28 protein-coding genes are annotated in these 24098 nt (G+C 34.9%); 25 read left to right on the plus strand and 3 right to left on the minus strand.

From position 1 onward, the window contains the following. The first annotated feature begins 76 nt into the window (after positions 1-76). From KDN24_RS11870 to KDN24_RS11920, 11 genes are all read left to right on the plus strand, one after another. Positions 77-673 carry a 4Fe-4S dicluster domain-containing protein gene (locus KDN24_RS11870; RefSeq protein ID WP_409972653.1) on the plus strand — a complete coding sequence of 199 codons (597 nt, stop codon included), beginning with the start codon at positions 77-79 and terminating at the stop codon, positions 671-673. A gap of 128 nt (positions 674-801) precedes the next feature. After that, positions 802-3342, plus strand: a complete 2541-nt coding sequence (napA, locus tag KDN24_RS11875) for a nitrate reductase catalytic subunit NapA (RefSeq protein WP_491348430.1) — start codon at positions 802-804, stop codon at positions 3340-3342. A 16-nt stretch (positions 3343-3358) separates the two neighbouring features. Then, entirely contained in the window at positions 3359-3778 is a 420-nt protein-coding gene (locus tag KDN24_RS11880) for a nitrate reductase cytochrome c-type subunit (RefSeq protein ID WP_409972656.1), read from the plus strand. A gap of 90 nt (positions 3779-3868) precedes the next feature. Continuing rightward, positions 3869-4129, plus strand: a complete 261-nt coding sequence (locus tag KDN24_RS11885; RefSeq protein ID WP_409972657.1) for a chaperone NapD — start codon at positions 3869-3871, stop codon at positions 4127-4129. Further along, the gene (locus KDN24_RS11890) at positions 4129-4683 is read left to right on the plus strand and encodes a 4Fe-4S dicluster domain-containing protein (RefSeq protein ID WP_409972658.1); all 555 of its coding nucleotides are present in this window, start codon (positions 4129-4131) and stop codon (positions 4681-4683) included. Before KDN24_RS11885 ends, KDN24_RS11890 begins: the two co-directional genes overlap by 1 nt. Before the next feature lie 34 nt (positions 4684-4717). After that, positions 4718-5581, plus strand: coding sequence for a NapH/MauN family ferredoxin-type protein (locus tag KDN24_RS11895; RefSeq protein WP_409972659.1), 864 nt, complete (start codon positions 4718-4720; stop codon positions 5579-5581). 129 nt (positions 5582-5710) lie between these two features. Next, on the plus strand, positions 5711-6064 hold the full coding sequence (locus KDN24_RS11900; RefSeq protein ID WP_409972660.1) for an ATP-binding cassette domain-containing protein: 354 nt from the start codon (positions 5711-5713) through the stop codon (positions 6062-6064). Next, complete coding sequence (locus tag KDN24_RS11905; RefSeq protein WP_409972807.1) at positions 6013-6504, plus strand: ABC transporter ATP-binding protein; 492 nt, start codon at positions 6013-6015, stop codon at positions 6502-6504. The genes KDN24_RS11900 and KDN24_RS11905 overlap by 52 nt, the downstream gene beginning before the upstream one ends. Then, positions 6501-8207 (plus strand): putative ABC transporter permease subunit, encoded by a 1707-nt coding sequence (locus KDN24_RS11910; protein WP_409972661.1) that lies wholly within the window; start codon positions 6501-6503, stop codon positions 8205-8207. The genes KDN24_RS11905 and KDN24_RS11910 overlap by 4 nt, the downstream gene beginning before the upstream one ends. A 30-nt stretch (positions 8208-8237) precedes the next feature. Continuing rightward, positions 8238-9416, plus strand: coding sequence for an MFS transporter (locus KDN24_RS11915; protein WP_409972662.1), 1179 nt, complete (start codon positions 8238-8240; stop codon positions 9414-9416). Between the two features lie 13 nt (positions 9417-9429). Then, entirely contained in the window at positions 9430-9666 is a 237-nt protein-coding gene (locus KDN24_RS11920; RefSeq protein ID WP_409972663.1) for a cold-inducible protein YdjO-related protein, read from the plus strand. 77 nt (positions 9667-9743) lie between these two features. On the opposite strand, the gene yhfH is transcribed toward KDN24_RS11920, so the two are convergent. After that, a complete protein-coding gene (yhfH, locus tag KDN24_RS11925; protein ID WP_409972664.1) occupies positions 9744-9869 on the minus strand; it encodes a protein YhfH in 126 nt (41 codons plus the stop codon). Between the two features lie 301 nt (positions 9870-10170). On the opposite strand from yhfH, the gene KDN24_RS11930 reads away from it, so the two are divergent. The 6 genes from KDN24_RS11930 (at position 10171) to KDN24_RS11955 (ending at position 16831) form a co-directional block, all read left to right on the plus strand. Next, on the plus strand, positions 10171-12318 hold the full coding sequence (locus KDN24_RS11930; RefSeq protein ID WP_409972808.1) for a PAS domain-containing protein: 2148 nt from the start codon (positions 10171-10173) through the stop codon (positions 12316-12318). Between the two features lie 236 nt (positions 12319-12554). Next, complete coding sequence (locus tag KDN24_RS11935; protein ID WP_409972665.1) at positions 12555-13136, plus strand: TerD family protein; 582 nt, start codon at positions 12555-12557, stop codon at positions 13134-13136. A 36-nt stretch (positions 13137-13172) separates the two neighbouring features. Beyond that, positions 13173-13751, plus strand: coding sequence for a TerD family protein (locus KDN24_RS11940; RefSeq protein WP_409972666.1), 579 nt, complete (start codon positions 13173-13175; stop codon positions 13749-13751). 263 nt (positions 13752-14014) lie between these two features. Next, positions 14015-16084 carry a transglycosylase domain-containing protein gene (locus KDN24_RS11945; RefSeq protein ID WP_409972667.1) on the plus strand — a complete coding sequence of 690 codons (2070 nt, stop codon included), beginning with the start codon at positions 14015-14017 and terminating at the stop codon, positions 16082-16084. Between the two features lie 96 nt (positions 16085-16180). Continuing rightward, on the plus strand, positions 16181-16309 hold the full coding sequence (locus KDN24_RS11950; protein WP_409972668.1) for a hypothetical protein: 129 nt from the start codon (positions 16181-16183) through the stop codon (positions 16307-16309). A gap of 84 nt (positions 16310-16393) precedes the next feature. Further along, complete coding sequence (locus KDN24_RS11955; RefSeq protein WP_409972669.1) at positions 16394-16831, plus strand: peptidylprolyl isomerase; 438 nt, start codon at positions 16394-16396, stop codon at positions 16829-16831. A 45-nt stretch (positions 16832-16876) separates the two neighbouring features. On the opposite strand, the gene KDN24_RS11960 is transcribed toward KDN24_RS11955, so the two are convergent. Together KDN24_RS11960 and KDN24_RS11965 are read right to left on the minus strand one after the other, a co-directional pair. Next, positions 16877-17137, minus strand: a complete 261-nt coding sequence (locus tag KDN24_RS11960) for a YpbS family protein (RefSeq protein WP_409972670.1) — start codon at positions 17135-17137, stop codon at positions 16877-16879. A 118-nt stretch (positions 17138-17255) separates the two neighbouring features. Beyond that, positions 17256-17789, minus strand: coding sequence for a YceI family protein (locus tag KDN24_RS11965; protein WP_409972671.1), 534 nt, complete (start codon positions 17787-17789; stop codon positions 17256-17258). Positions 17790-18007: 218 nt separating this feature from the next. On the opposite strand from KDN24_RS11965, the gene KDN24_RS11970 reads away from it, so the two are divergent. The 8 genes from KDN24_RS11970 to copZ all read left to right on the plus strand — a co-directional run bounded on the left by KDN24_RS11970 (position 18008) and on the right by copZ (position 23998). After that, the gene (locus KDN24_RS11970) at positions 18008-18652 is read left to right on the plus strand and encodes a spore coat protein (RefSeq protein WP_491348431.1); all 645 of its coding nucleotides are present in this window, start codon (positions 18008-18010) and stop codon (positions 18650-18652) included. A gap of 158 nt (positions 18653-18810) precedes the next feature. Continuing rightward, positions 18811-19314, plus strand: coding sequence for a branched-chain amino acid aminotransferase (locus KDN24_RS11975; RefSeq protein ID WP_409972672.1), 504 nt, complete (start codon positions 18811-18813; stop codon positions 19312-19314). A gap of 17 nt (positions 19315-19331) precedes the next feature. Continuing rightward, on the plus strand, positions 19332-20255 hold the full coding sequence (locus KDN24_RS11980) for a DUF1002 domain-containing protein (protein WP_409972673.1): 924 nt from the start codon (positions 19332-19334) through the stop codon (positions 20253-20255). A gap of 172 nt (positions 20256-20427) precedes the next feature. Next, positions 20428-21471 (plus strand): Delta(5) desaturase DesA, encoded by a 1044-nt coding sequence (gene desA, locus KDN24_RS11985; RefSeq protein WP_409972674.1) that lies wholly within the window; start codon positions 20428-20430, stop codon positions 21469-21471. Positions 21472-21603: 132 nt separating this feature from the next. Next, positions 21604-22740 carry a sensor histidine kinase gene (locus KDN24_RS11990; RefSeq protein WP_409972675.1) on the plus strand — a complete coding sequence of 379 codons (1137 nt, stop codon included), beginning with the start codon at positions 21604-21606 and terminating at the stop codon, positions 22738-22740. After that, complete coding sequence (locus KDN24_RS11995) at positions 22737-23336, plus strand: response regulator transcription factor (RefSeq protein ID WP_409972676.1); 600 nt, start codon at positions 22737-22739, stop codon at positions 23334-23336. The genes KDN24_RS11990 and KDN24_RS11995 overlap by 4 nt, the downstream gene beginning before the upstream one ends. Positions 23337-23428: 92 nt before the next feature. Then, the gene (locus KDN24_RS12000) at positions 23429-23776 is read left to right on the plus strand and encodes a metal-sensitive transcriptional regulator (protein WP_409972677.1); all 348 of its coding nucleotides are present in this window, start codon (positions 23429-23431) and stop codon (positions 23774-23776) included. 15 nt (positions 23777-23791) lie between these two features. Beyond that, complete coding sequence (copZ, locus tag KDN24_RS12005) at positions 23792-23998, plus strand: copper chaperone CopZ (RefSeq protein ID WP_409972678.1); 207 nt, start codon at positions 23792-23794, stop codon at positions 23996-23998. The last annotated feature ends 100 nt before the right edge of the window (positions 23999-24098 follow it).

The following is a 24098-nucleotide window of genomic DNA, read 5'->3' on the forward strand; positions in this document are numbered from 1 at the left end:
TTGCAATATAAACAAATTCAGGAAGTTGAATTTAAATAGAAAAAGAGGAAGTGCGATACAGGGGAGGTCCATTTTAATGAAGGGATCTGGCTTTATTAAATTACTAATCGGAGGAATTGCAGCATATGAGCTTCTTGGGATGATGAAAGCTGGGAACAAAACAGTGTTACGTCCACCTGGAGCAGCAGATGAAGATGAATTTCTTGCGCTATGTGTCCGTTGTGGAAAATGCAACCAGGCCTGCCCATATGACTCGATCAAGATGGGGAAGGAAAACCTCGGTCTTGGGATTGGTACTCCTTTTATTGAGGCAAGAGAGAATTCTTGTAGACTATGTGATGATTTCCCATGTGTTAAAGCATGCCCAACTGATGCGTTAACGGGAATTAACAATGTTTATGATGTTGAAATGGGAACAGCTGTTATAGATACAGTTGCCTGTATTGCATACCAAGGAATGCGCTGTGAAGTGTGTTATCGGGAATGCCCGTTAATAGATGAAGCTATTACGTTAAATATATATGTGAAACCTGATGATCCAACACATGCCGTATTTGCTCCGATTATCAATACTGAGAAGTGTGTGGGCTGTGGCATTTGTGAAGAAAGGTGTGTAGTGGACAATCCGGTAGCAATCCGAGTTAAGCCTAGAGAAATAAAAGGTCTATTCTAATTTCAGGTTTATCGTGGCAAAAGCTGTAAATAGAAAAATGTAATGATAACTTTATTCGAGCTTCCAAGCCACTTTAAATAAATAAATCGAAAAATATCTCTTCATTTTAAAAGGGAGGAAAGTAAGCTATGGAAATAACAAGAAGAAGCTTGCTGAAAGCTACTGCTATTTCAATGACAATGGCAGTTGCTGGTTGTAAAAAGAAAGAAACGAAACCAGCTAGTACGGAAGTAGCAAATGCAGTTGAAACTGCAGAGCCAGATGAATGGAAATCTACCGTTTGTCGTTTCTGTGGTACTGGTTGCGGAGTGCTAGTCGGAATAAAGGATGGAAAAGTTGTCGCAACAAAAGGGGATCCAGATAACCGCTCAAGTAGAGGTCTTAACTGTATTAAGGGGTTTTATGTTGGAAAAATCCTATTTGGAAAAGATCGTTTAACGAAGCCATTAATCCGTGAGGATAAATCAAAAAAAGGTACGATGGAAGGCTTTAGAGAAGCTTCATGGGAAGAAGCTCTAGATCTCGTGGCTGGCAAATTAAAAGAAAATCTTGAAAAAGATCCGAAGTCGGTAGCTTTTTGGGGTTCAGGCCAACAAACGATCATGGATGGATATGTGTCAGTTAAGCTTTGGAAAGCTGGACTATTAAACAATAATATCGACCCAAATGCAAGACTTTGTATGGCAAGTGCAGTAACTGGTTTTATGACGACATTCCAATCAGATGAACCGATGGGATCATATCGTGATATAGATGAAGCTGATGTATTTGTCACATGGGGTGCAAACATGGCAGAAATGCACCCTGTATTATATTCTCGCCTAACTGCAAGGAAGCTGGCAAATGCACATGTTAAACATTATGATTTAACAACAAGACATTCTCGTACTTCAGAAACTGCTGATACAGTAATGATATTTAGACCTCAATCAGATTTAGCGATTGCAAATGCCATTGCCAACTATTTAATTCAAAATAATTTATATGATCAAAAGTTTGTGGATGAACATGTCAAGTTTAAAGCTGGAACAGAAAATCTAGGTCACTCATTTAAAGATGATTATGATGTAACTGACGGTAAAGATGCAGATTTAGCATGGGAAATCACATTTGAAGAATTTAAGCAAAGTGTAAGTGAATACACTTTGGAAAAAGCGGAAGAAATATCAAAAGTTCCTGCGGCGGATATAGAAGCATTGGCTAAGGAATTTGGTGATCCAAAGAAAAAGATCATGTCACTTTGGACGATGGGAATGAATCAGCATACTAGAGGAACATGGATAAATAACTTAGTTTATAATATTCATTTATTAACAGGTAAAATAAGTAAGCCTGGAAGTGGACCATTCTCATTAACAGGTCAACCGAGTGCTTGTGGTACAGCAAGGGAAGTAGGGGTATTCTCACATCGACTTCCAGCAGATATGGTTGTAGCAAATCCGGAACATAGACGTTACACAGAGATGATTTGGAAATTACCTAAAGGATATTTAGATCCAATTGAAAAACCTGGTTATCATACGGTGAAAATGTTTAGAGAACTTGGAAATGGAAATGTTAAGTTCCTTTGGAGTATGTCTAATAACTGGGGACAAACAATGCCGAAGCTTAACCGCTATAGAGGGAAGGATGCCGATGGAAAAGGTGTTATCGACGGATTTATCGTCGTTTCAGAGGTTTATCCTACGAAATCGACTGAAATGGCTGATGTCGTTTTCCCAGCTGCTATGTGGGTTGAGAGAGAAGGTCAATTTGGTAATGCTGAAAGACGTACATCTGTATTTGAAAAATGTACAGAGCCGCCAGGAGAAGCAAAATGGGATATTTGGACACTTATCCAAGTGGCGAAGAGAGTGCTCGATGGGAAGAAAATTGGTGATAAACCTGCATTTGATGTCCTTTTTGGAGAAGTTTGGGATTATGAGAAAAATGATTTACTTGAAGACGGTCATGAAGTGAATAGTCGTCTTTGGGCAGAATATCGTTCATTCTCCAACCCACATGAGAGCGATAATCCAGAAATTCAAGAATTAGGGAAGAAGCTGAAATTAAAAGCGAAGCAAATGGCTCCATATGAAGAATACTTCAAACAACATGGAATTTGTTGGCCAGTTCGTGAGGTTGATGGCAAATGGCTTGAGACGAATTGGCGCTATGCTCACGGTAAACAAGAGGATGGATTTGATCAATATGGAGTAGAAGAGTTTGGAACAGTAGGAAAATACGATAATATCGATTTCTATAAATCAGATGACCATCGTCCGAGTGTTTTCTTCAGACCATTTGAAGATGCAGCTGAAATTCCTGACGAAGAATACCCTCTATGGCTATGTACTGGTCGTGTTCTTGAACATTGGCATAGCGGCTCAATGACAAGAAGGGTTCCAGAACTTCATCGTGCAGTACCTGAAGCGCTTTGCGAAATTCACCCAGAAGATGCAGAAGCATTGGGCATTAAAAACGGTGATTTAGTAAAAGTAATCTCTAGACGTGGGGAATGCGAAGTTAAAGCAACAACAAAAGGAAGAGGAAATCCACCAAAAGGACTCGTTTATGTACCTTTCTTCGCTGAGGAAACATTAATAAATCTCGTAACATTAGATTGTTATTGCCCAATTTCCAAGCAGCCAGATTATAAAAAATGTGCTGTTAAAATTGTAAAAGCATAGGGGAAGAGGTGGAATCATGAAAAGCAAACAAATCATTTATGTTCTCATTTTTGTATTGGTAGTTGCTGTCGCGATTGGCGCAGAAAAAATAAGAACATCACTGTCTGAGTCAGCAAGTACGAATTCAGAAGCACCTAAGACGGAAGCAACAACTGTTATTCCACAGCTAACAACTGAAAGAGAAGAATCTGCGACAATGGTTCTGTTAGGGGCACCACCAATGCAGCCTGCTGATCATATTGATCGTTGGAATCCTCAAATTCATCATGAAAGCTGTATGACGTGCCATGCAGTTCCAGCAACTGGTGCACCAACTCCTCCTGCAAACCATTATTATGATGAAGATGTAACAGCAGGAAAGGTTTTTAGAGATAATTGTATTCAATGTCACGCGACACAAAATGATACAAAATCCGCATTTAATGATGAAGAATAAATAATTACTCTCATTCTCTATTTAAAGCTTTGTTAAACATATTATTATGTTTAACAAAGCGAATTTATAAAGGAAGTTAGGGGGATAAACATGGTAATATCAGGCATCTATATAGAAACGATTCCAGGTGAAGCAGACAATGTGTCAAAGGCTCTCGAAAAAATTCAAGGGGTAGAGGTGCATCATCTTGAAGATGGTTTCAAAGTAATCTTAACAGTTGAGTCTGATACAGTTGATGGCAGTTATAAAATTGCTGAAAAGTTTAAACAAATTGATGGGGTTCTAACAATATGTTTAGCTTACAGTAATTTTGAAGGTGAGCCTTTTTATCAAGAGGGAACGATTTCCTAATGGATGAAAGGGTCAACAGACGACAATTTTTAACCATCAATTGGGGAGCGACTGTTGGATTTTTAAGTAATTTTATCGGGACTCAACTTGAAGAGGAAAGAGATTTTTTCAGGCCACCAGGAGCAAGAGGTGAACTTGATTTTTTAACCTCTTGCAATCGTTGTGGGAATTGTAAAGATAGCTGTCCGGAAGGAATTATCAAGCTGTTTACGTTATCTGATGGTGCAAAGTTGTTGAATACCCCTTATTTAAAACCTAATGAGAGTCCTTGTACATTTTGCCGAACTTGTATAGACGTTTGTCCAACTAAAGCATTATCGATTGCTGGGCTTGTCGAAAAACCAGCGATTGGAAGTGCTGTCGTTATCAATCATAATTGTTTGACGTTTCAAGATGTCATGTGTGATTATTGTGTTCGTTCTTGTCCTGAAAGCGGGGCTATCGAATTAATTGATGGCAAACCTTCTATTAATATTGCAAACTGTACAGGTTGTGGCTTATGTGTAGAGAATTGTATATCAGAAAATAAAGGAATACAAATTAAACCACTTTAAATAAAATCAACTCAGTACGTAAGGAATGAGTGTGATGAGTAAAATGAAATCTTTTCGAAAGTGGACGATAGCAAGAAGAATTGTCCAATTCTCAATCATTGCCCTTTTTATCTCGCCATTATTTTTGGTCGAAGTAGAGGGTGATAATTTTTTCTTTGGCTCGCTTGCATCGTCTACTTTTGTTGGAATTATTCTTTCTGATCCCTATGCTGCATTACAAATTATGTTCGCCTCAAAAAAGATAAGCTTAATGTATATGTCAGGCGCCTTTATCATCTTTGTCTTTTATTTGATCATTAGAGGTAGAGTATTTTGTAGTTGGGTTTGTCCAGTTAATACAATGCTTGAGTTTACTGACAAGCTACGAAGGTTAATTAAAGTTAAAGATAAAACATATAATCGCCAGGCAAAAAAATATATTGCACTTCTCGTTCTTATCCTTTCCTTTATTATTGGTGTCCCAGTATTTGAAATCGTTTCACCAATTGGATTTACAATGAGAAATGCATTGTTTACGTTCGGGATAGGCATATGGATTGTGGTTGCTATCGTCTTATTTGAATTACTTATTTCAAAACGAGGATGGTGCCGATATTTTTGCCCGTTAGGCGGATTTTACCAATCAATTGGTAAAGCAGGAATCTTTAAAATAGAATTTGACCATGAGGCCTGTGTAGGATGTGATAGGTGCCGTTCTGTTTGTTTTGCTGAACCTGTTATATTAGAACCAGGTATTTTTAGAGAAAGTAAATATGTTGAGGCAGGAGATTGTAGTCTTTGTGGTGCTTGTATTGATCATTGTCCTTTTAATGCACTAAAAGTCGCGGCAAAGCTACCTAGTACTTTAAATAGTAATCCCTTTTGGAAAAAGAATAGTAAGAAACGAGAAGTAGCATAATGTGTAAAGCAAAATCTTATAGGTTTTGCTTTTTATTTTGCTTAATTTCCATTAGAATCTTAAGTCAAGGAACCTTTTACCAATTTTATCGTATTGTTAAGATATTAGATTTTAAAAGAGGTGTTCGTTTTGAAAAAGGAAATTTCAATTAAAGTAAACCATCTTTCTAAAAAATTTGGAACGTTTCAAGCTGTAAAAAATATAAATTTAGAGATTAATAAAGGGGAATTATTTTGTTTTTTAGGTCCAAATGGAGCAGGTAAAACAACGACTATTAAAATGATGACAGGCTTACTCGAACCTAATAATGGTCAAATTGAAATAGCGGGAATCGACATATGGAAGTCACCAGTTGAAGCAAAAAAGAAAATGGCCTATATACCTGACCAGCCAATTCTTTATCCCAAACTTTCTGGTAGAGAGTTTTTACGATTTATTGGCAGTGTCTATCAAATGGAACAACATATTTTGAAGAAAGGGTAGAAAAATATCTTTCTCTCTTTCAATTATCTGATAGGGCAGACGAATTAATAGAATCCTACTCTCATGGAATGAAACAAAAAATTAATTTATGTAGTGCTTTTATTCATCAGCCTGATGTATTATTTCTCGATGAACCGACAGTTGGTCTTGATCCGAAAGCAGCCAAAACATTAAAAAATTTATTACAGTCACTTTGTAGACAAGGAATGACGGTCTTTATGACAACTCATATTCTTGAAATTGCTGAACAAATGTGTGATAGAGTTGGAATTATTCAAAATGGGGACATTATCGCAATCGGAACGATGGATGATTTGAGGCAGCAGGAAGGAAAATCACATTCATCACTGGAGGATATATTTTTAGAATTAACAGGAGATATTGATATGTTGCCTATCATTCAGGAGCTAGAAGAAGATGATGAGCAGGTGATTAAATGACAAAAATATTGTTACAATTATTTTGGCAGATGGGAAAAAATCAATTTCGGACCGCTCCCGATAGTACAAAAATAGCCATTGTTTTATCTTTAATTGGAGGTTTCTTAGTTACAGTTTTTCTCAGTTTTATGACTGCAATGGTAGCTTTGACAGTTCCACAACAAACTTTACTCCCTTTTTTTGGCTATGCTTTTTCCGTATTGCTTGCTTTTAATATTTTATTCGGCGTTCCACAAGTGTTTAAAAATTTATATGGGACAAATGATTTAGCATTATTATTTACTCTGCCTATTAAAACTCGAAGTATTTATTGGGTAAAATTTATTCAAAGTTTTCTAGGGATTCATGGAATCCTTTGGCTTCTGTCATGTATTTTATTAACTGTTTTTGGAATCGCAGGGAGAGCAGGTTTTTCATTTTTCCTAGTTTCTTATACTGTTTCTTTATTGATCACATTAATTGGTATGAGTATAGCCTATTTATTAAATCTCCTTCTTATACAAATAATTCCAGTCCATCGAGCAAAGGAATTAATGACAGTAATGAGTACACTTGCAGGAATTATTGTATATATTCTTTTTCAATTACCGAATTTTCTTTCAAAGAATCAAGCTGATGAAAAACTAATGACAGAGCTGCCGCCAATGTCGAGATGGATACCTATGGAATGGGGTGGACGTAGCCTTGCAGAGGCATTTTCAAATGCAACCGGATTTATTTTTCCAACGCTATTGTTATTCATTTTGTCAATCTTTTTCCTTTCTCTATCTGCAGCCCTTGTCGAAAAAGGCTTTAGAACCGGATGGATAAAAATGAATGAAGGAAACCGACGAAAGAAAAAAAGAAAAGACTTCAAAACAAATAGTAAACTTTTTCATCCTATTATTATGATTGGAGTAAAGGAATGGAGAGCTATACAAAGGGATATGCGCGAATGGATTGCATTTTTGCCATTTATCTTTTTTATGTTTTTTCCGATCATTACTTTAGCTAATAATGAAGGTGGATTCGAATTTATTATTAATAATCCTACTATTTCTTGGGTGATAGCCCAAGGACTATTTTTATTTATGTTTACTTTTTTGACCGGTGGTTTTGCTTCCGCTGCCATTGCAAGAGAAGGTTATTCTATTAATCTATTGCGAATTCTTCCACTTTCAAGCTGGTATATTGTTTTAGGTAAATTTTGGATAAATTGGCTCATTCCAACTGTTTTCTTATGTAGTTTAGAGATTATTATAGGGATCTTTTTGAAATGGGGTTTGTTTAATATTGTTCTTGGAATGGTTGTATTAGCTATTATGTCACTTGGCATAACAGGAATCGGATTGTGGATAGGTTCAATCGGTGCAAAATACAATCCAAATAATCCGCAAAATCGACTTGAAACAGGAACTTCTTTTCTTTTAATGTTTTTATGTTTTTCATATTTATTTATCGCAATATTACCAACACTACTCGTTTTAATTCCAACAGATATTTCAATCATTTCTCATGCGAATGGCCAGCATCCAGATGGTATTTTTGGATTATTTATTACTTTACTAGAATGGAAAGCTGCAAATCATGTATTATTATTTTTGATAAGTAGTTTATTTGCCATTTTAATTTCAGTTGGAACCGCATATTTGACTTTACTTTTTAGTACAAAAAAAATAGATAAAGGAATAAAGATTCATTTCGTCATACCAAATAATAAATAAAGGAATGGATCATTTTTAGGAGACACAACAATGAATAAACAAGTCAATAAAAAGATTATGACAATGCAAAGTTTTTATTTACTGACTTTTTTTGGGGTTGGTAGCTTATATCCATTACTAAGTGTCTATTTAAGTGAAGTAGAACAGCTTAATGGTTACCAAATTGGAACAATTATGTCCATAAGTCCGATTGTCATGATTTTTTTCCAGCCTTTATGGGGTTTGATAGCCGATAGAACAAATGCTCCAATAAAGATTCTTACAATGGCAACAATGGTTGCTGCGATTTTCGCTCTAGGGTTTTTAACGTTTAACGGATATTACTGGGTATTTTTGATAGCTGTTTGTGTCTCTATCTTTCAAAGTGCAATTATTCCAATATCTGATAGTTTGTCGATTAAATATACGAGTAAAGTGAAGGCGAATTATGGAAATATTCGTTTATTTGGCTCACTTGGCTTTGGATTAGCGGTTTTTTTAATGGGAAGATTATCAGAAATGAATCCAAAAATAATTTTTTTATCTTTTACGGTATCATTATTATTTGCGAGTATTCTTGCCATTAGGATGCCCTCAGAAAAAGGGGCGGGGAATCGGAATCTTCTTAGTGGTGTGAAAGAGATATTTACACATAAAAAATTTCTTATCTTTCTCGTCATTACGTTTCTCATTTTTGGACCTAATTTAGCGAACAATAATTATTTCGGCCTTTTTATTGAGCATCGTGGAGGTACATATACAGGAATTGGAGTTGCGTTTCTAATTGCCGTATTATCTGAAATTCCTTTTATGAGAGTGGCAAGTAACTGGATGAATCGAATCGGGTTGCTTCAAGTGGCAGCATTAGCAGGTGTAGTTTCGATTGGGAGATGGCTGCTTTATTTTACTGAGCCAAGCATATGGCTAATTTATAGTACGGCCATTTTGCAAGGATTTTCAATCGGGTTATTCATTCCAGCTGGATTGCAGTATATAAGAGAAATTACACCACTTCATATTACCGTAACTGGAATTACGCTCTATTCTGCAATAGGCAATGGGCTAGGCAACTGGTTCTTTACTTTTTTTGGCGGCATTATTTATGAGGAGTATAATATTTATATTTTGTATTTATTTTTTAGTATTTTAAGCGGTATTGGCTTATTACTTTGTTTATGGTTAGTAAAGGAAGAGAAGAAGAAACAAAACGAAATAGCTTACCTTTCTTAACGAATCTCTTGTAATGAAACGTTCCCATATTGCCCATACTAAAGAAAAGGGGGCGTTTACGATTTTTTTCAATCGAAGAGGTCAAGATGATAAGCCAGAAGTCGTAATGCTGAACACGGATGTTTTTGCGTGTAGCGATGATAGCTGTAATGGTTGGATGCGGAGGGAGTTTGCATCGGCTGATTTATTATGTCCATTATGTGGAAATGAAACAAATCTTGAGGTACGTGAACTGCCACAAATTGATTAAATATTTCGAAGTGAAAATGACGGGTATCCGAGACCCGTCATTTTTTCATTATGAAATGTGTATTTTAACAGAACGAATTATTCCACTTTTTTAGAAAGGCAGCGTTCACATTCCATTATATAGGAATCTGTGTGTTCTTTAACCGCTTGCCCACACTCTGGGCAAACTTTATGTGGCATTGTTTTTACTGGATTTTTTATCATTTTAATTCCTCCTTTTTATAATACAGTTATATAAATATGTTATTGTTATAGTACAGTATACACAAAAACAGATTGGATGTGTAGTATTTTCAACTGAATTTTTAAATAATTACAATAAAAAATTTCTACAAAAGAAAGTAGATTTTTGTCGATAAATGATAGAAACTGTCTTCCAACAATAAGGAATATCGATTACAATAATATTGTTGTCACAAAATATTCATAATTACATGATTAAATTGTTGCAACATCATTTTTCAAGAAGTTATGGATAAAAGGATGCTGATAATAATTGATTGAAATGATAAATTTATTTAATCCTATTCTTACTTTTATTGCGATGGTATTAACATTTATCGCTTCATATACTGGTTTAGATTTATATACACTTTCGAGAACAGCAGAAAGAGATAAAAGATTTTTGTTTTGGGGAGGCACTTTTTCATTAGGAGTAGGCATATGGATCATGAATTTTATTGGCATGATTGCCATTAATTTAAATGGAGCTGCCACATACCATATTCCTTTAACTATTTTGTCATTCGTCTTAGGGATTATTTTTACTGGTTTAGGTTTTTATTGGGTAATAGGAAGGGAGCTTACCCTTCGATATTTACTTACTGCTAGCTTCTTTATGACGATAGCAGTTCTGTCGATCCATATTACAGGCATGTATGCGATAAAAATGAATATTAACTACAACCTTAGCTTATTTACAATTTCAAGCCTTATTATTTTCGGTTCTTTTGTTTTGTCACTATGGTTTTTATTTTATTCAAAAACTCTTTCACGATTTAATGAAATTTGGATTAAGCCAATTAGTGCGCTCGTTATCACTGGGGCTATTATCGAAGGTTATTTTCTTTTGCTGCAAGCCTCACCTTCTTTTTCGAAGGTAGTCACTGGTCGAGCTGATTCCTTTGAAACCTTTTTACTTTATTTAGTGTTTTTTGTATCAATATTAATTTTGAGTGGGGTAGTAGGTTCACGCTCGGTTGTGGGTAAACAGCTAGCTGTTAGCAACACGAATTTAAAAGATATAAAAGCGGCACTTGATGAGTCTTCGATCGTTACCATTACAGATCAAAATGGGATTATCACTTATGTGAATGATAAATTTGTTGAGATCTCTAAGTTTGAAGAACATGACATAGTAGGAAAGAGTCACCGCCTATTAAATTCTGGCTACCATTCTAAAGAGTTTTTTAGAAATTTGTGGAATACGATTACTTCTGGAGAAATATGGCGAGGTGAAATTCGCAATAAACGGAAAGACGGAAAATTTTATTGGGTTGAAACGACGATAGTTCCTTTTTTGAATCGTGATGGCACCCCATACCAGTATATTTCTATTCGTTCAGATATTACAGCTTTAAAAACAACTGAAGAACATTTAAAAGAAACAATAAAAGAAGTTAGTGATATAAAGTTTGCACTTGACCAATCATCTATCGTTGCCATTACAAATGAAAAGGGAATTATTACGAGTGTAAATGATAAATTTTGTGAGATTTCAAAATTCAGTAGGGAAGAGCTGATAGGGCAAACTCATTCAATCCTAAACTCCGGTTACCATACGAAGGATTTTTTTCAAGAGCTTTGGATTACGATTGCGAGTGGCAAAGTTTGGTCAGGAGAAATTTGTAATCGGGCGAAAGATGGAACTATTTATTGGGTAGACACAACAATAGTTCCGTTTTTAAATGAAATGGGAAAGCCTTATCAATATTTAGCGATTCGCAATGATATTACAGAGAGAAAGAAAACGGAAGAAATCTTGCATAGGCAGGATAAGCTTGCAACAGTTGGCCAATTAGCAGCTGGTGTAGCACATGAAATTCGCAATCCACTAACATCGATTAGAGGCTATACAGAGTTTTTGCAAATGGATGAGACGAATACGGAAAGACTAGAATATTTTGATATTATTTTAGATGAAATCGATCGAGTGAACAATATCGTTGAGGATTTCATGATGCTTGCAAAGCCTAATGCATTCCATCTGGAAGAAAAAAATATTGTTGATATTATAAGGAATGTGCTTTCACTATTTGAATTTGAAGCGAAGAAGAAAAACATTGTTATTAAATTTGACTATCGTGTAGACCATTTAATCATTGACTGTGATGAAAATCGTTTGAAGCAAGTGTTTATTAATTTTGTGAAAAATGGAATCGAAGCTATGCCAAATGGTGGAGAAATGATCGTTCGTATTACTGAGAGTATGAAAACGATTCACATTTATGTTGAAGATACAGGAATAGGAATTCCACAAGAGAAACTAAAGAGAATTGGTGAACCTTTTTACACGACAAAGAAAAATGGTAATGGTTTAGGATTAATGGTTACTTTTCATATAATTGAGGGCCATGATGGGAAAGTAAGTGTTGAAAGTGAACTAAATAAAGGGACAATCTTTCATATTCAATTACCGAGAAAGGTTGGATAAGGGAAGGAGCTGTAAGCTCCTTTTTTATATTGAAAGCTAATCTTTTTTAAAAGACCCTGTAATTTAACATGTTTGGCAAATATTTTTACATATAAGTGGCAACTAGCTTTCTTCTTTAGTAAAATAAAAATATAATCTCTTAAAGATTATATTTATAATAGTGAAGATTTTCATGTTTGGTACTCCTAGTAATTTAGGAGATCTAATAAAAAAATTTTGAAAGGATGTAATTTTGCGTGGCTATTTCATTATCTAAAGGGCAAAAAGTTGACTTAACTAAAACAAATCCTGGCTTAACAAAAGTCATTGTTGGACTAGGGTGGGACACAAATAAATATGACGGAGGACAATCATTTGATTTAGATGCAAGCGTTTTTTTACTTGACGCATCAAGCAAATGTGCTTCTGATAAAGATTTCATCTTCTATAATCAACTTGAAGGTGGCAATGGTTCTGTTGTACATACTGGTGATAACCGTACTGGAGAAGGTGACGGTGATGATGAGCAAGTAAAAATTAATTTAAGTGCTGTTCCAGCAAATATTGAGAAAATTTCTTTTGTCATTACGATTCATGATGCAGAGGCTCGTGGACAAAACTTTGGCCAAGTTTCTAATGCATTTGTGCGCATCGTAAATGAAGATACGAATGAGGAAGTTATCCGTTATGACTTAGGAGAAGATTTCTCGATTGAAACGGCATTGATTGTCGGTGAATTATATCGTCATGCAGGTGAATGGAAGTTCTCTGCAATTGGCTCAGGCTACCAAGGTGGATTAGCTAGAATCGCAACAGACTTCGGATTACAAGTAGGATAAACAAGAAAATGACTTTTAAGAATGGAGGAGTTTATGATGGGAATTCAGTTGGCGAAGGGTCAAAGGATTGACCTAACAAAAACAAATCCTGGATTGACTAAGGCCATTATCGGACTTGGTTGGGATACGAATAAGTATCAGGGTGGCCATGATTTTGATTTAGATGCATCTGCATTTTTAGTTGATGCCAATAATAAATGTCAAAATGATCATGACTTTGTTTTCTATAACAACCTTCAACATCCAAGTGGCTCGGTCGTTCATACAGGTGACAATCGAACTGGTGAAGGGGATGGCGATGATGAGCAGTTGATCGTTGATTTCACGAAAATTCCTTCCTCTATTCATCGAATTGGCATTACTGTAACAATTCATGATGCAGAAGCACGTGGACAAAACTTTGGTCAAGTGTCAAATGCATTTGTTCGATTAGTAGATAATGCGAATAACCAAGAATTATTACGATTTGATCTTGGTGAAGATTTTTCAATTGAGACAGCCGTTGTAGTCTGCGAATTGTATCGACATGAAAATGATTGGAAGTTCAATGCGATTGGCAGTGGATTTTCTGGCGGATTGGCATCATTATGTAGAAACTATGGCTTGCAAGTTTAGTTTGAATAATGAAACAAAAAAAGGATGCTATTATAGCATCCTTTTTGACGTATTGCGGCGATTAATTGCACGCCACATTCGTGCATTCCATTGAAGGTTATTAATCGTCTTACGCAATTAGCTCATCGCAAGAAATAATATACCATAGACTTCATGAAAGGACAATCATCTTTTTGTCATCATTGATAAAATGAAACTTTTTTCTCTCTAAAGCAGTTAATGTATAATAGGAGATACTTCTTAATCATGGGAAGGGAGATCATATGGAAAAAGTTCATCCTTATATAGAAGCAGTCAGACGGTTCTGGCGCAATAAACATATCACAAAAATTATCCTTCTTCTTTTATTAACATGTCTGTTGTTAACCATCCTATTTTTTGCTTTTTTAGCATCAACAGCAAATGTGGAATCATTAAAAGAAGGTTTAAAGCAATCAACGATCATTTATGATAAAGATGAAGAAGTAGCCACAAAGCTTGCAACAAATCGCTCAGAGGGACTATCAATTGAAGAAATACCTGACTATGTAAAAAATGCAGTTGTCGCCATTGAGGATGAGAGATTTTTTCAACATAATGGTTTTGACGTAAAAGGGATAGCACGTGCTTTTTTCAAAAATTTATTTTCTGGTCGAATAACAGGCGGTGGGAGTACAATTACTCAGCAGCTGACGAAGAACGCCTTGCTTTCTCCAGAACAAACATATAAACGTAAGATTGAGGAACTATTTCTAGCAGTTGAAATTGAAAAAAAATATAAGAAAAATGAAATTTTACAAATGTATTTAAATCAAGTTTATTTCGGAAGTGGTGCTTGGGGCATCGAACAAGCGGCCAATAAATATTTTAACAAACACGCTCAACAGTTATCCATTAGTGAATCTGCATTAATAGCAGGTTTATTAAAAGCTCCGTCTGCTCTTGATCCGTATCGAAACTATGATGGAGCTGTAAAAAGACGGGATGTCGTTTTAGGTAAAATGAAAGAGCTGAAGATGATCAATGATTCTGAATACGAAACAGCTACTGCTGAAAAAATTCAATTACAGGAGGGAAAAGGAAATTTCATTGAGAGAAAATATCCTTATTATGTTGACGCAGTTCTTGATGAAGCCATAAATAAATATGGTTTAACACAGGAGGAAATTTTCACAAGAGGATATCGAATTTATACTGAAATGGATCAAAATCTACAAGCGGGTTTAGAACGAGTATATAATCAAAACTCATTATTTCCAAAAGGGAGGAATGGTGTTTTAGTTCAAAGTGGAGCCGTGTTATTAGACCCGCAATCAGGTGGTGTACGGGGACTTATTGGTGGAAGAGGAGAGCATGTATTTCGTGGCTTTAACAGGGCAACTCATATTAAAGCTCAACCTGGTTCCACATTGAAGCCTTTAGCGGTGTATACACCTGCTTTGGAGGAAGGTTATCAAGTAACATCCATTTTGAAAGACGAACCGATGTCCTTCGGAAACTATCAACCTGAAAATGCGTCGAAGAAGTATGGTGGAGACGTGGAAATGTATAAAGCGGTTGAAGAGTCTTTGAATATTCCAGCTGTATGGCTGTTAGATAAAATTGGTTTAGAAAAAGGGATAGATTCATTAAATCGATTTGGGATCCCCCTTGAAAAGGAAGATGAATATTTAGGAATTGCATTAGGTGGTATGCATAAAGGAATCTCTCCACTCAAATTGGCAGAAGCATATACAACCTTTCCAAATGGCGGGAAAAGGCATGATGCACATTTAATTACAAAAATCGTTGGTCCAACTGGTAACATTATTGCAAAAAGAAAGAAAAAAACTGTAAATGTCACCTCAAAGATGACCGCTAATCAGATGACATCTATGCTTCTGAATGTTGTCGAATCAGGAACAGGAGAGGGGACGAAAATTAAAGGTGTCCAGCTTGCAGGTAAAACAGGATCAACTCAACTACCATACAAAGACATTAACGGGACAAAAGACCAGTGGTTTGTCGGTTACACACCTAATTTAGTAGGTGCTGTATGGTTAGGCTATGATAAAACTGATCGCGAACACTATTTAGCGAAGAGTAGCTCACAAACGGTTGTTCCATTGTTCAAAGCAATCATTGAACAGTCTCTTCCATATGTGGAACAAGAGGAATTTTCAACAAAATCAGTTGATGAAATGCTTGTACAAAAGGACTTTCAAGAAGAAATTGAACAAACGATTAAAGAATCTACCGAAAAAATAAAAAAAGAACTCCCGATTTGGAAAGAAAAATTGAATAAAGGCGTTGATGAGCTCGAGAAATTTGGTGAGTATCTTCAGGAAAAATGGCGAAAATTCATCAATGAATAATATGTTAATCTGAAATTCTCTTAGCAATCCTATTTTTTATGGTAGAATATTGTTAAAATAGTTGGAATTGCCATAGAGAAAGGTGATATGTTGCGAATGAGAATCCGTAAAAGAAGCATGGGCATTGAAGATGTTAAATTTGGATTAACGACCATTTTTTTGCATGTATCATTTTATTGTTTTATTATTATTATCTTAATTTTATTTATTGAATTATTTAGTTAAGACAAATTCAGTCAATTACTTTTATTCTTGACCAAAATAATGTTATTATTAAGATTGATTTTTTATATGAAGGAGATGATTAATATGGCGAAAAAAGGATACATATTAATGCAAAGCGGAGAAAAAATTGAGTTTGAATTATACCCTGATGTAGCACCAGGTACTGTAGCCAACTTTGCGAAATTAGCGAATGAAGGGTTTTATAATGGACTTACTTTCCATCGCGTCATTCCAGGATTTGTTAGTCAAGGCGGCTGTCCTCATGGAACTGGAACTGGTGGTCCAGGATATACAATAAATTGTGAAACAGAAGGGAATCCTCATAAGCATGTAGCTGGTTCATTATCAATGGCACATGCTGGACGTGACACTGGTGGGAGTCAATTTTTTATCGTACATGAACCACAACCACATTTAAATGGCGTTCATACTGTATTTGGAAAAGTAACTTCTGGACTCGATACTGTTTTAGCAATGACAAACGGCGATGTCATGGAAAAGGTTGAAGTGACAGAAGCTTAATAACATATTGTAAATGAAAAGAGAGCAGATAAGCTCTCTTTTCATTTACGATTTTATTTTTTCAGTATACTCCTTAATCATCTCTTCCGTTACGAATTTCCTTGTAGGAACAATCCCTTTTTTAGCTAATTCATTTATTTGAGCTGTTACTCCATTTATTTTATCAGCAGAAAAAGCCATTCCCGATTGGCAATTCGAAACAGCTTCTTCGATAAAATGTTCTCGTTCCTTATCTAAAGCTAAAAAATCAGTAATCATTTTATTTTGCTTATTTACGTGTGCAGAAATCGCTTTATGTACGCTCATATTATCACTCCTTCATTACATGTATGTAATATCATAACATAAATGAAAATCAATAATGAAAAAAAGCTTTATAAAGGAAACTTCCTTTATAAAGCTCGATCAAATTTAAATAATTTATTTATTCAGCTTTTGCTGCTTGAATATCAAGACTAATTTTAACTTTATCTCCTACAAGTACGCCACCTGTCTCCAATGCAGAGTTCCAAGTTAAACCATAATCACTGCGTTTAATCGCACCTTCAACAGTAAAACCAGCCTTTTCATTACCCCAAGGATCTTTTCCTGAACCTTCATAAGTTACGGTAAATGTTTCTTTTTGTGTAACACCGTGAAGTGATAAATCACCTTTTACATCATATTCGCCATCACCCTTGCTTTCAATGCTTGTTGCATTAAAAGTCATCGTCGGGTTATTTTCTACGTCAAAAAAATCAGCTGAACGTAGGTGATTATCACGATCAACATTTCGAGTATCAATACTTGAAAGATCAACTTTAAATTCAATAGAAGCTGAAGTTAAATCTTCAGGATTCGCCTCAATTTGTGCATCAAAGCTGTTAAAAGTACCTTTAACATTAGCGATCATCATGTGTTTAATTGAAAAGTCTACACTACTATGTGTTGGATCTATTGCCCATTTTGTTTTTGTCATTTTTTTCTTCCTCCAATTGTTTTAATTAATTTATTTTGAAGTTGAGATAATTTAAATATAGATAAATTATATGAAGATGTTTTCAGTTTGTCAATGGAAAAATGAAAATAAATAATTTTTTTACTATTATGTCCCCAAAAAAGTATTTTAAAAATAGATGAATAATTACTGTGATCCGTTGCAAAATAACTTTGATTTTAAAAAAGGGAGGAATCAATATGCTAAACCAACAAAATCAAGGTCAGACACATCAAAATATGCAAACTGGAATGGTTAGTCCTCAACTTAATCATGGTGGTCATGAAGTTTTTGATGTTCATGAAATATTAACAGGTACAATTGGAACGCTAAATGAATATACTCTTTTGCGTTCACATGTAAAAGATCAAGAATTGCTCAATATTCTTGATCGGCAATACCAATTTATTCAAACGGAATATAATACGACAGTTGATTGTTTTAAAACTGGTAAAGACCCTGCTATTCCAACACAAAGCTACAAAATGACACAAGGTAATGATTTTATTTATGGGATGAAGCCATCTCAACCGAAGAAGCCACTTCAAGCTGTATCAGAGATTACAGACGAATGTGTTTCAGGATTAATGTTAGGTTCGATCAAGGCAGGTGCCGGCTCAAAAGCAATGGCAGCACTTGAAATTACCAATCCAGTCGTTCGCCGTGTCGTAGCAGATTCCATTCCTAATTGGATTGAAATGGCTTATGAGCTATCCATTTATCAAAACAAACATCATTATTATCAGGTACCTCAGCTTGCTACTCAGGATATGCAGCAGTTATTAAATGCTTTTGCACCGACGCAAACAAATGGGCAAATGCCAAATCCAAACACAACTCATTAATGAGAAATCCAATGTAAAAATAAATTAGTTCATCTAGACTCCGAATAAGGTTCGGGGTCTATTTTTTGCTTTAGATGATTATGTATTATTTGCTATTTTATATGAAAAGAGGCAAAATAATTGAATAAGAAACATCTTGAAATGGAGAGAAGATAGAAATGATACATAAAGAAAATGCAAAAGAGGGAATAAATACGGATATTGATCACGTTTCTAGTTTTGCAGTCTCATATATTGAACGATGCAATAAAGAAACAGAAGTGATGATTGCTGTTGAAGGAGCGCATTTTTTAGATGAAAAAATAAGTTATTTAAATAGTCATATTGATGAATTCATTTATATTGAATCAGATTCATTTGCAGTGATTGGTGTAGATTCGATTTGTATCGAGGTTGATGATGTTTTTCATACATATGAAGCGATGTTAGGTTTAAAGCTTCCAAAAAAGTTAGAAGGAAAAATCAAGCAGAAGCTTAATAAATTATTAGAAAAAGAAGTTAAATATAGTGTTCTCTTTAATCAAGGGGATGGTTTATGGGAGCTTAACTTCGCATTAAACGGAGTTGAAAGCTTTAGTGAAAATATGTCCATAGGCGATGTTTGCAAGCTAATCTATCGTTTTCTTTTCGAATTAGCAGCCGAAGTTAAAGAAGATAGATAATTGGGGGGAAACAAAGGATGAAGAAATTTAAAGATCTATTGAAAGTTGTCATCATTGCTGCAATTTTCACCTTAACTTTCAGCTTGGGCAATAATGTTCTCGCATCAAATGGAGATAGTGATGATGATAGTGTAAACGAGAAGTTTGGAATGCCGATTGTCGTTTACGGTGCTGCATTATCTCCTTCGCAGAAAGAAGAAGTGCGAAAATTATTAGGAGTAAAAGACACAAGCAAGGTAACTGAAATAACGGTAACTGGGGATGATCTTGTCACATATATTAAAGGTGACGCCCGCGCAAATATGTATTCATCTGCAAAAATCACGAGGAAAGAAGCGGGTGAAGGTCTAAAGATAAATCAAGTTACACCTAATAATATTACAGAAGTAACAGATGAAATGTACGCAAATGCCCTATTAACCGCAGGGATTAAAGATGCGATTGTAGATGTTGCCTCACCTGTAAAGGTAAGCGGTCATTCCGCATTAGTTGGCATTTACAAAGCTTATGATGAAGGAAACGGAAATGAATTAAATAAGGAGCATACTGAGGTTGCGAATCAGGAATTGAGTCTTGCAACACAATTAGCTAAAAAAGATGGATTAGATCAAGATAAAATAACGGAGCTTTTAACAGAAATAAAAAAGGACATCGCATCACAGAAACCAGCTACGAAAGAGGATATTGAAAAAATTATTAACGAGCAAGTAAAAGCATTAGAGATTAATTTAAGCGACCAAGATAAGCAATTACTCATTGATTTATTTGAGAAAATGCGTGGTCTTAACATTAACTTTGATAATGTACAATCCCAGCTTGATGATATTTCAAAAGATATAAAACAACGAATAGAAGAGGCGGTTGGAGATAAAGGCTTTCTTCAAGCAGTTTCAGATTTCTTTAAAAATTTGTTTGAAAGCATAAAAAATATATTTTCTTAAGTGGGAGGGAAATTACCTCCTGCTTTTTTTATTGTTATAAGAATGATAAGTAACTTGAATATGATGTTAACCATGACATTTATCATTGTTTATACATGACACGTATGTCTTAACATACATGCACCCTTTCTATATTCTTAAAATAAAAATGATAGAAGGGTATAGTGATGATATGACAAAAGAAAAACAATTAAAATTAAGAAAACAGATGGCTCCGTATGAAAAAGCAAATACGAAAGATAGTATCATACAGTTATTCAATACGATTGTGCCTTTTATCGTAATTTGGTTTTTAGCATATAAAAGCTTGGCCATTTCCTATTTGTTAACTTTGGCTTTAGCCCTTATTGCTGCAGGTTTTTTAGTACGCATATTTATTATTTTTCATGATTGTTGTCACTATTCCTTTTTGAAAAATCGACTAGCTAACAAAATAATTGGTACCATTACTGGTGTCATCACAATCTTTCCGTTTAGTCAATGGCAGCACGATCATTCTGTTCATCACGCAACAAGTAGTAATTTAGATAAGCGAGGAACAGGTGATATTTGGATGTTAACCGTTGAAGAGTATGTGGCTGCAACACGAATACAGCGTCTTGCATATCGTTTGTATCGGAACCCATTCATAATGTTTGGACTAGGTCCAATGTATAATTTTTTAATAAAAAATCGTTTTAACAGAAAAGGAGCACGCTTGAATGAGCGTTTAAATACTTATTTAACGAATATTTGTATTGTTGCACTATATAGTTTACTGTGCTGGTTAATTGGTTGGGAGGCATTCCTTCTTGTTCAAGCACCAATCTTTCTAATTTCTGGAGCAGCTGGTATCTGGTTATTTTATGTGCAGCATACTTTTGAAGATTCATACTTCGAGGCTGATGAAAATTGGGAATATGTGAAAGCGGCAGTAGAAGGGAGTTCTTTTTATAAACTTCCAAAACCGTTGCAATGGATTACGGGTAATATTGGCTATCATCATGTACATCACTTAAGTCCAAGAGTGCCAAACTATAAGCTTGAAGAGGCTCATAATAATTCAGACCCTTTAAAGAATGTTCCAACTGTTACATTAGCGACTAGTTTACAATCGCTTAAATTTCGCCTTTGGGATGAACAAAATAATAAATTTGTTGGTTATAAAGAGGCTTTAGCTTATTTGCGCCAAAATAATAAGGCTGATTTAACGTCAAAGCAAAGCATTGTACGTTGATTTAGTAACATTTATTATGAGATTGTGGTAAAATTAGCACCAAGTTCAATACAATAATTCTCATAGAGGAAGTACAGTAAGGAGCAATCTGTTGCCACTTCTTGTACTTCCTTCCTAAAGAGGTTTTTTAAGATGCTAAAAAGTAAATTAGCCATATTAAAAAGTTCTGGTATATCTCCATATATATGGAGTGTTGTTAGTATTTTACCGTTCTATTTCATATTTCAATCTTCTTCCACAATTGAAGTAATTGTCGGCATTGTTCTGACAATTTTATTTTTTATATCCTACCGTTTTGCCTTTATTTCGAAAAAATGGGCGGTCTATTTATGGACGGGGATTCTTATCGCCATTTCGATGGCCATGACGATTCTTTTTCAATTTGTCTATTTTGCTTTTTATATTGCTTATTATAATGGGAATATAAAAAATCGAATTGCTTTCCTCATCTTATATATTATTCACTTAGTGTGTACGACCATTTCAATTAATTATAACTTTGTTCTTAAGGATGAGTTATTTTTAAAGCAATTGCCGTTTATTATCATTATTTGGATTAGTATTATTCTTCTCCCTTTTAACCTTTATAATAAGAAAAAACAAGAAAAGCTCGAAGCCCAGCTTGAGGTTGCAAATAAAAGAATAGCAGAGCTTGTAAAGCAGGAGGAGAGACAACGAATTGCACGCGACCTACACGATACACTAGGTCAGAAGCTTTCTCTGATAGGACTTAAAAGTGACTTAGCAAGAAAGTTAGTTGTCAAAGATCCAGAACAAGCTCGTAGTGAAATGAAAGATGTACAACAAACAGCTAGGACAGCTTTAAATGAAGTTAGAAAAATGGTCTCGCAAATGCGTGGAATTCGTGTGAAGGAAGAGCTTGTACGAATTAAACAAATTTTAAAAGCAGCTGAGATACAATATAAATTTGATGGTGAAATGAAATTGACAAATGTTTCAGTTTTTCTTGAAAATATCCTTAGTATGTGTTTAAAAGAAGCTGTAACGAATATTGTCAAGCATAGTCGTGCCACAATATGTGAAATAAAAATTGAGCAAACACCTAATGCGATTAGTATGGTTATTAGTGATAATGGAATAGGGATAACCGAAGACGATGATTTGTCAAAAGGGAATGGGATTAAAGGAATGAAGGAACGCCTCGAATTTGTAAATGGAACCTTAAATATTTCTTCAAATAGTGGAACGACTATTAAGATGAAAATACCAAGTGTAGTAAGGCAGATAGAAAAGGAGGAGCTTCAATGATTCGAATTGTCATTGCTGAAGATCAGCGAATGATGTTGGGAGCATTAGGTTCATTACTTAATTTGGAAGAGGATATGGAGGTTGTAGGGAAAGCGAGTAATGGTGAAGAAGCCATTTCTTTAGTAAAAAAGCTGCAACCAGATATTTGTATGATGGACATAGAAATGCCAGAAAAAAGTGGGTTGGAAGCAGCTGAAGAACTACAAAATTATGATTGTAAAGTAATTATTTTAACTACATTTGCGCGCTCAGGCTATTTTCAAAGAGCAATTAAAGCCGGGGTAAAAGGGTATTTGTTAAAAGATAGTCCAAGTGAAGAGCTAGCAGGCTCCATTCGAACCGTTATGACTGGCAGGCGAGTGTATGCTCCTGAACTGATGGATGATGTATATAGTGAGGAAAATCCGTTAACAGAGCGTGAAAAAGCTGTTTTGGGATTAGTTGCTGATGGGAAGAATACGAAGGAAATTGCTGATGAGCTTCGTATAAAAACAGGAACTGTAAGAAACTATATTTCTCAAATACTAGACAAGCTTGAAGTAAAAAACAGAATTGAAGCCATCACTCAATCAAAAGAAAAAGGATGGTTTAAGTAAAGAGTTCACAAAAAAGTCATATGATAATGATTTTCTTCTCTTTACATACCATACAGGGGTATAATATAATGAAAATTGAGGAGGGGGACCATATGGGAACCGAATCAGAAAATAACACAAACTTTATCGAGGAAGAAAGCTGTTGTTTATCTGGAAGTGGCAGAAAAAGCCATCATTCTGAAAAAGTGAAGAAAAATCTTGTTACCCGTTTAAATCGAATTGAAGGACAAATCCGCGGGATAAAAGGAATGATTGAAAGAGATACTTATTGTGATGATGTGATTACCCAAATTTCTGCTACTCAATCCGCATTAAACAGTGTGGCTAAAATTCTTCTCGAAGGTCATTTTAAAGGTTGTGTTGTTGATCGACTTCAAGAAGGCGATACAGAAGTATTAGATGAGTTTTTAGTGACGATACAAAAATTAATGAAAAAATAAGGAGATGGATAAATAATGGAAAAGGCAACATTAAAAGTAGCAGGAATGTCTTGCGGTCATTGTGTAAAAGCAGTTGAAGGTAGTGTTGGTGAATTGCGAGGAGTTGCAAGTGTACAGGTTCATTTAAATAATGGCACAGTAGACGTTGAATACAACGCTTCTGAAGTTTCTTTAGATAAAATTAAAGAAACAATAGATGATCAAGGATATGATGTAAATTAATCCGGCGTAGAAAGCCAATGGTATTTGAAGTTAGTTTGTATTTTAATCGCAATAAAATAATAATAAGGATCGTGCTTATGCTATTGCTAGCACGCTCTTT

The sequence above is a fragment of the Cytobacillus sp. Bva_UNVM-123 genome, assembly GCF_046351715.2.
Taxonomy (GTDB): domain Bacteria; phylum Bacillota; class Bacilli; order Bacillales; family Cytobacillaceae; genus Cytobacillus.

What these genes read in the sequence shown, in the direction of transcription:
- KDN24_RS11870 (WP_409972653.1), top strand. Translation starts at nt 77, where the DNA reads ATGAAGGGATCTGGCTTTATTAAATTACTAATCGGAGGAATTGCAGCA.
- napA (WP_491348430.1), top strand. Translation starts at nt 802, where the DNA reads ATGGAAATAACAAGAAGAAGCTTGCTGAAAGCTACTGCTATTTCAATG.
- KDN24_RS11880 (WP_409972656.1), top strand. Translation starts at nt 3,359, where the DNA reads ATGAAAAGCAAACAAATCATTTATGTTCTCATTTTTGTATTGGTAGTT.
- KDN24_RS11885 (WP_409972657.1), top strand. Translation starts at nt 3,869, where the DNA reads ATGGTAATATCAGGCATCTATATAGAAACGATTCCAGGTGAAGCAGAC.
- KDN24_RS11890 (WP_409972658.1), top strand. Translation starts at nt 4,129, where the DNA reads ATGGATGAAAGGGTCAACAGACGACAATTTTTAACCATCAATTGGGGA.
- KDN24_RS11895 (WP_409972659.1), top strand. Translation starts at nt 4,718, where the DNA reads ATGAGTAAAATGAAATCTTTTCGAAAGTGGACGATAGCAAGAAGAATT.
- KDN24_RS11910 (WP_409972661.1), top strand. Translation starts at nt 6,501, where the DNA reads ATGACAAAAATATTGTTACAATTATTTTGGCAGATGGGAAAAAATCAA.
- KDN24_RS11915 (WP_409972662.1), top strand. Translation starts at nt 8,238, where the DNA reads ATGAATAAACAAGTCAATAAAAAGATTATGACAATGCAAAGTTTTTAT.
- KDN24_RS11920 (WP_409972663.1), top strand. Translation starts at nt 9,430, where the DNA reads ATGAAACGTTCCCATATTGCCCATACTAAAGAAAAGGGGGCGTTTACG.
- yhfH (WP_409972664.1), bottom strand. Translation starts at nt 9,869, where the DNA reads ATGATAAAAAATCCAGTAAAAACAATGCCACATAAAGTTTGCCCAGAG.
- KDN24_RS11930 (WP_409972808.1), top strand. Translation starts at nt 10,171, where the DNA reads ATGATAAATTTATTTAATCCTATTCTTACTTTTATTGCGATGGTATTA.
- KDN24_RS11940 (WP_409972666.1), top strand. Translation starts at nt 13,173, where the DNA reads ATGGGAATTCAGTTGGCGAAGGGTCAAAGGATTGACCTAACAAAAACA.
- KDN24_RS11945 (WP_409972667.1), top strand. Translation starts at nt 14,015, where the DNA reads ATGGAAAAAGTTCATCCTTATATAGAAGCAGTCAGACGGTTCTGGCGC.
- KDN24_RS11950 (WP_409972668.1), top strand. Translation starts at nt 16,181, where the DNA reads ATGAGAATCCGTAAAAGAAGCATGGGCATTGAAGATGTTAAATTTGGA.
- KDN24_RS11955 (WP_409972669.1), top strand. Translation starts at nt 16,394, where the DNA reads ATGGCGAAAAAAGGATACATATTAATGCAAAGCGGAGAAAAAATTGAG.
- KDN24_RS11960 (WP_409972670.1), bottom strand. Translation starts at nt 17,137, where the DNA reads ATGAGCGTACATAAAGCGATTTCTGCACACGTAAATAAGCAAAATAAA.
- KDN24_RS11965 (WP_409972671.1), bottom strand. Translation starts at nt 17,789, where the DNA reads ATGACAAAAACAAAATGGGCAATAGATCCAACACATAGTAGTGTAGAC.
- KDN24_RS11970 (WP_491348431.1), top strand. Translation starts at nt 18,008, where the DNA reads ATGCTAAACCAACAAAATCAAGGTCAGACACATCAAAATATGCAAACT.
- KDN24_RS11975 (WP_409972672.1), top strand. Translation starts at nt 18,811, where the DNA reads ATGATACATAAAGAAAATGCAAAAGAGGGAATAAATACGGATATTGAT.
- KDN24_RS11980 (WP_409972673.1), top strand. Translation starts at nt 19,332, where the DNA reads ATGAAGAAATTTAAAGATCTATTGAAAGTTGTCATCATTGCTGCAATT.
- desA (WP_409972674.1), top strand. Translation starts at nt 20,428, where the DNA reads ATGACAAAAGAAAAACAATTAAAATTAAGAAAACAGATGGCTCCGTAT.
- KDN24_RS11990 (WP_409972675.1), top strand. Translation starts at nt 21,604, where the DNA reads ATGCTAAAAAGTAAATTAGCCATATTAAAAAGTTCTGGTATATCTCCA.
- KDN24_RS11995 (WP_409972676.1), top strand. Translation starts at nt 22,737, where the DNA reads ATGATTCGAATTGTCATTGCTGAAGATCAGCGAATGATGTTGGGAGCA.
- KDN24_RS12000 (WP_409972677.1), top strand. Translation starts at nt 23,429, where the DNA reads ATGGGAACCGAATCAGAAAATAACACAAACTTTATCGAGGAAGAAAGC.
- copZ (WP_409972678.1), top strand. Translation starts at nt 23,792, where the DNA reads ATGGAAAAGGCAACATTAAAAGTAGCAGGAATGTCTTGCGGTCATTGT.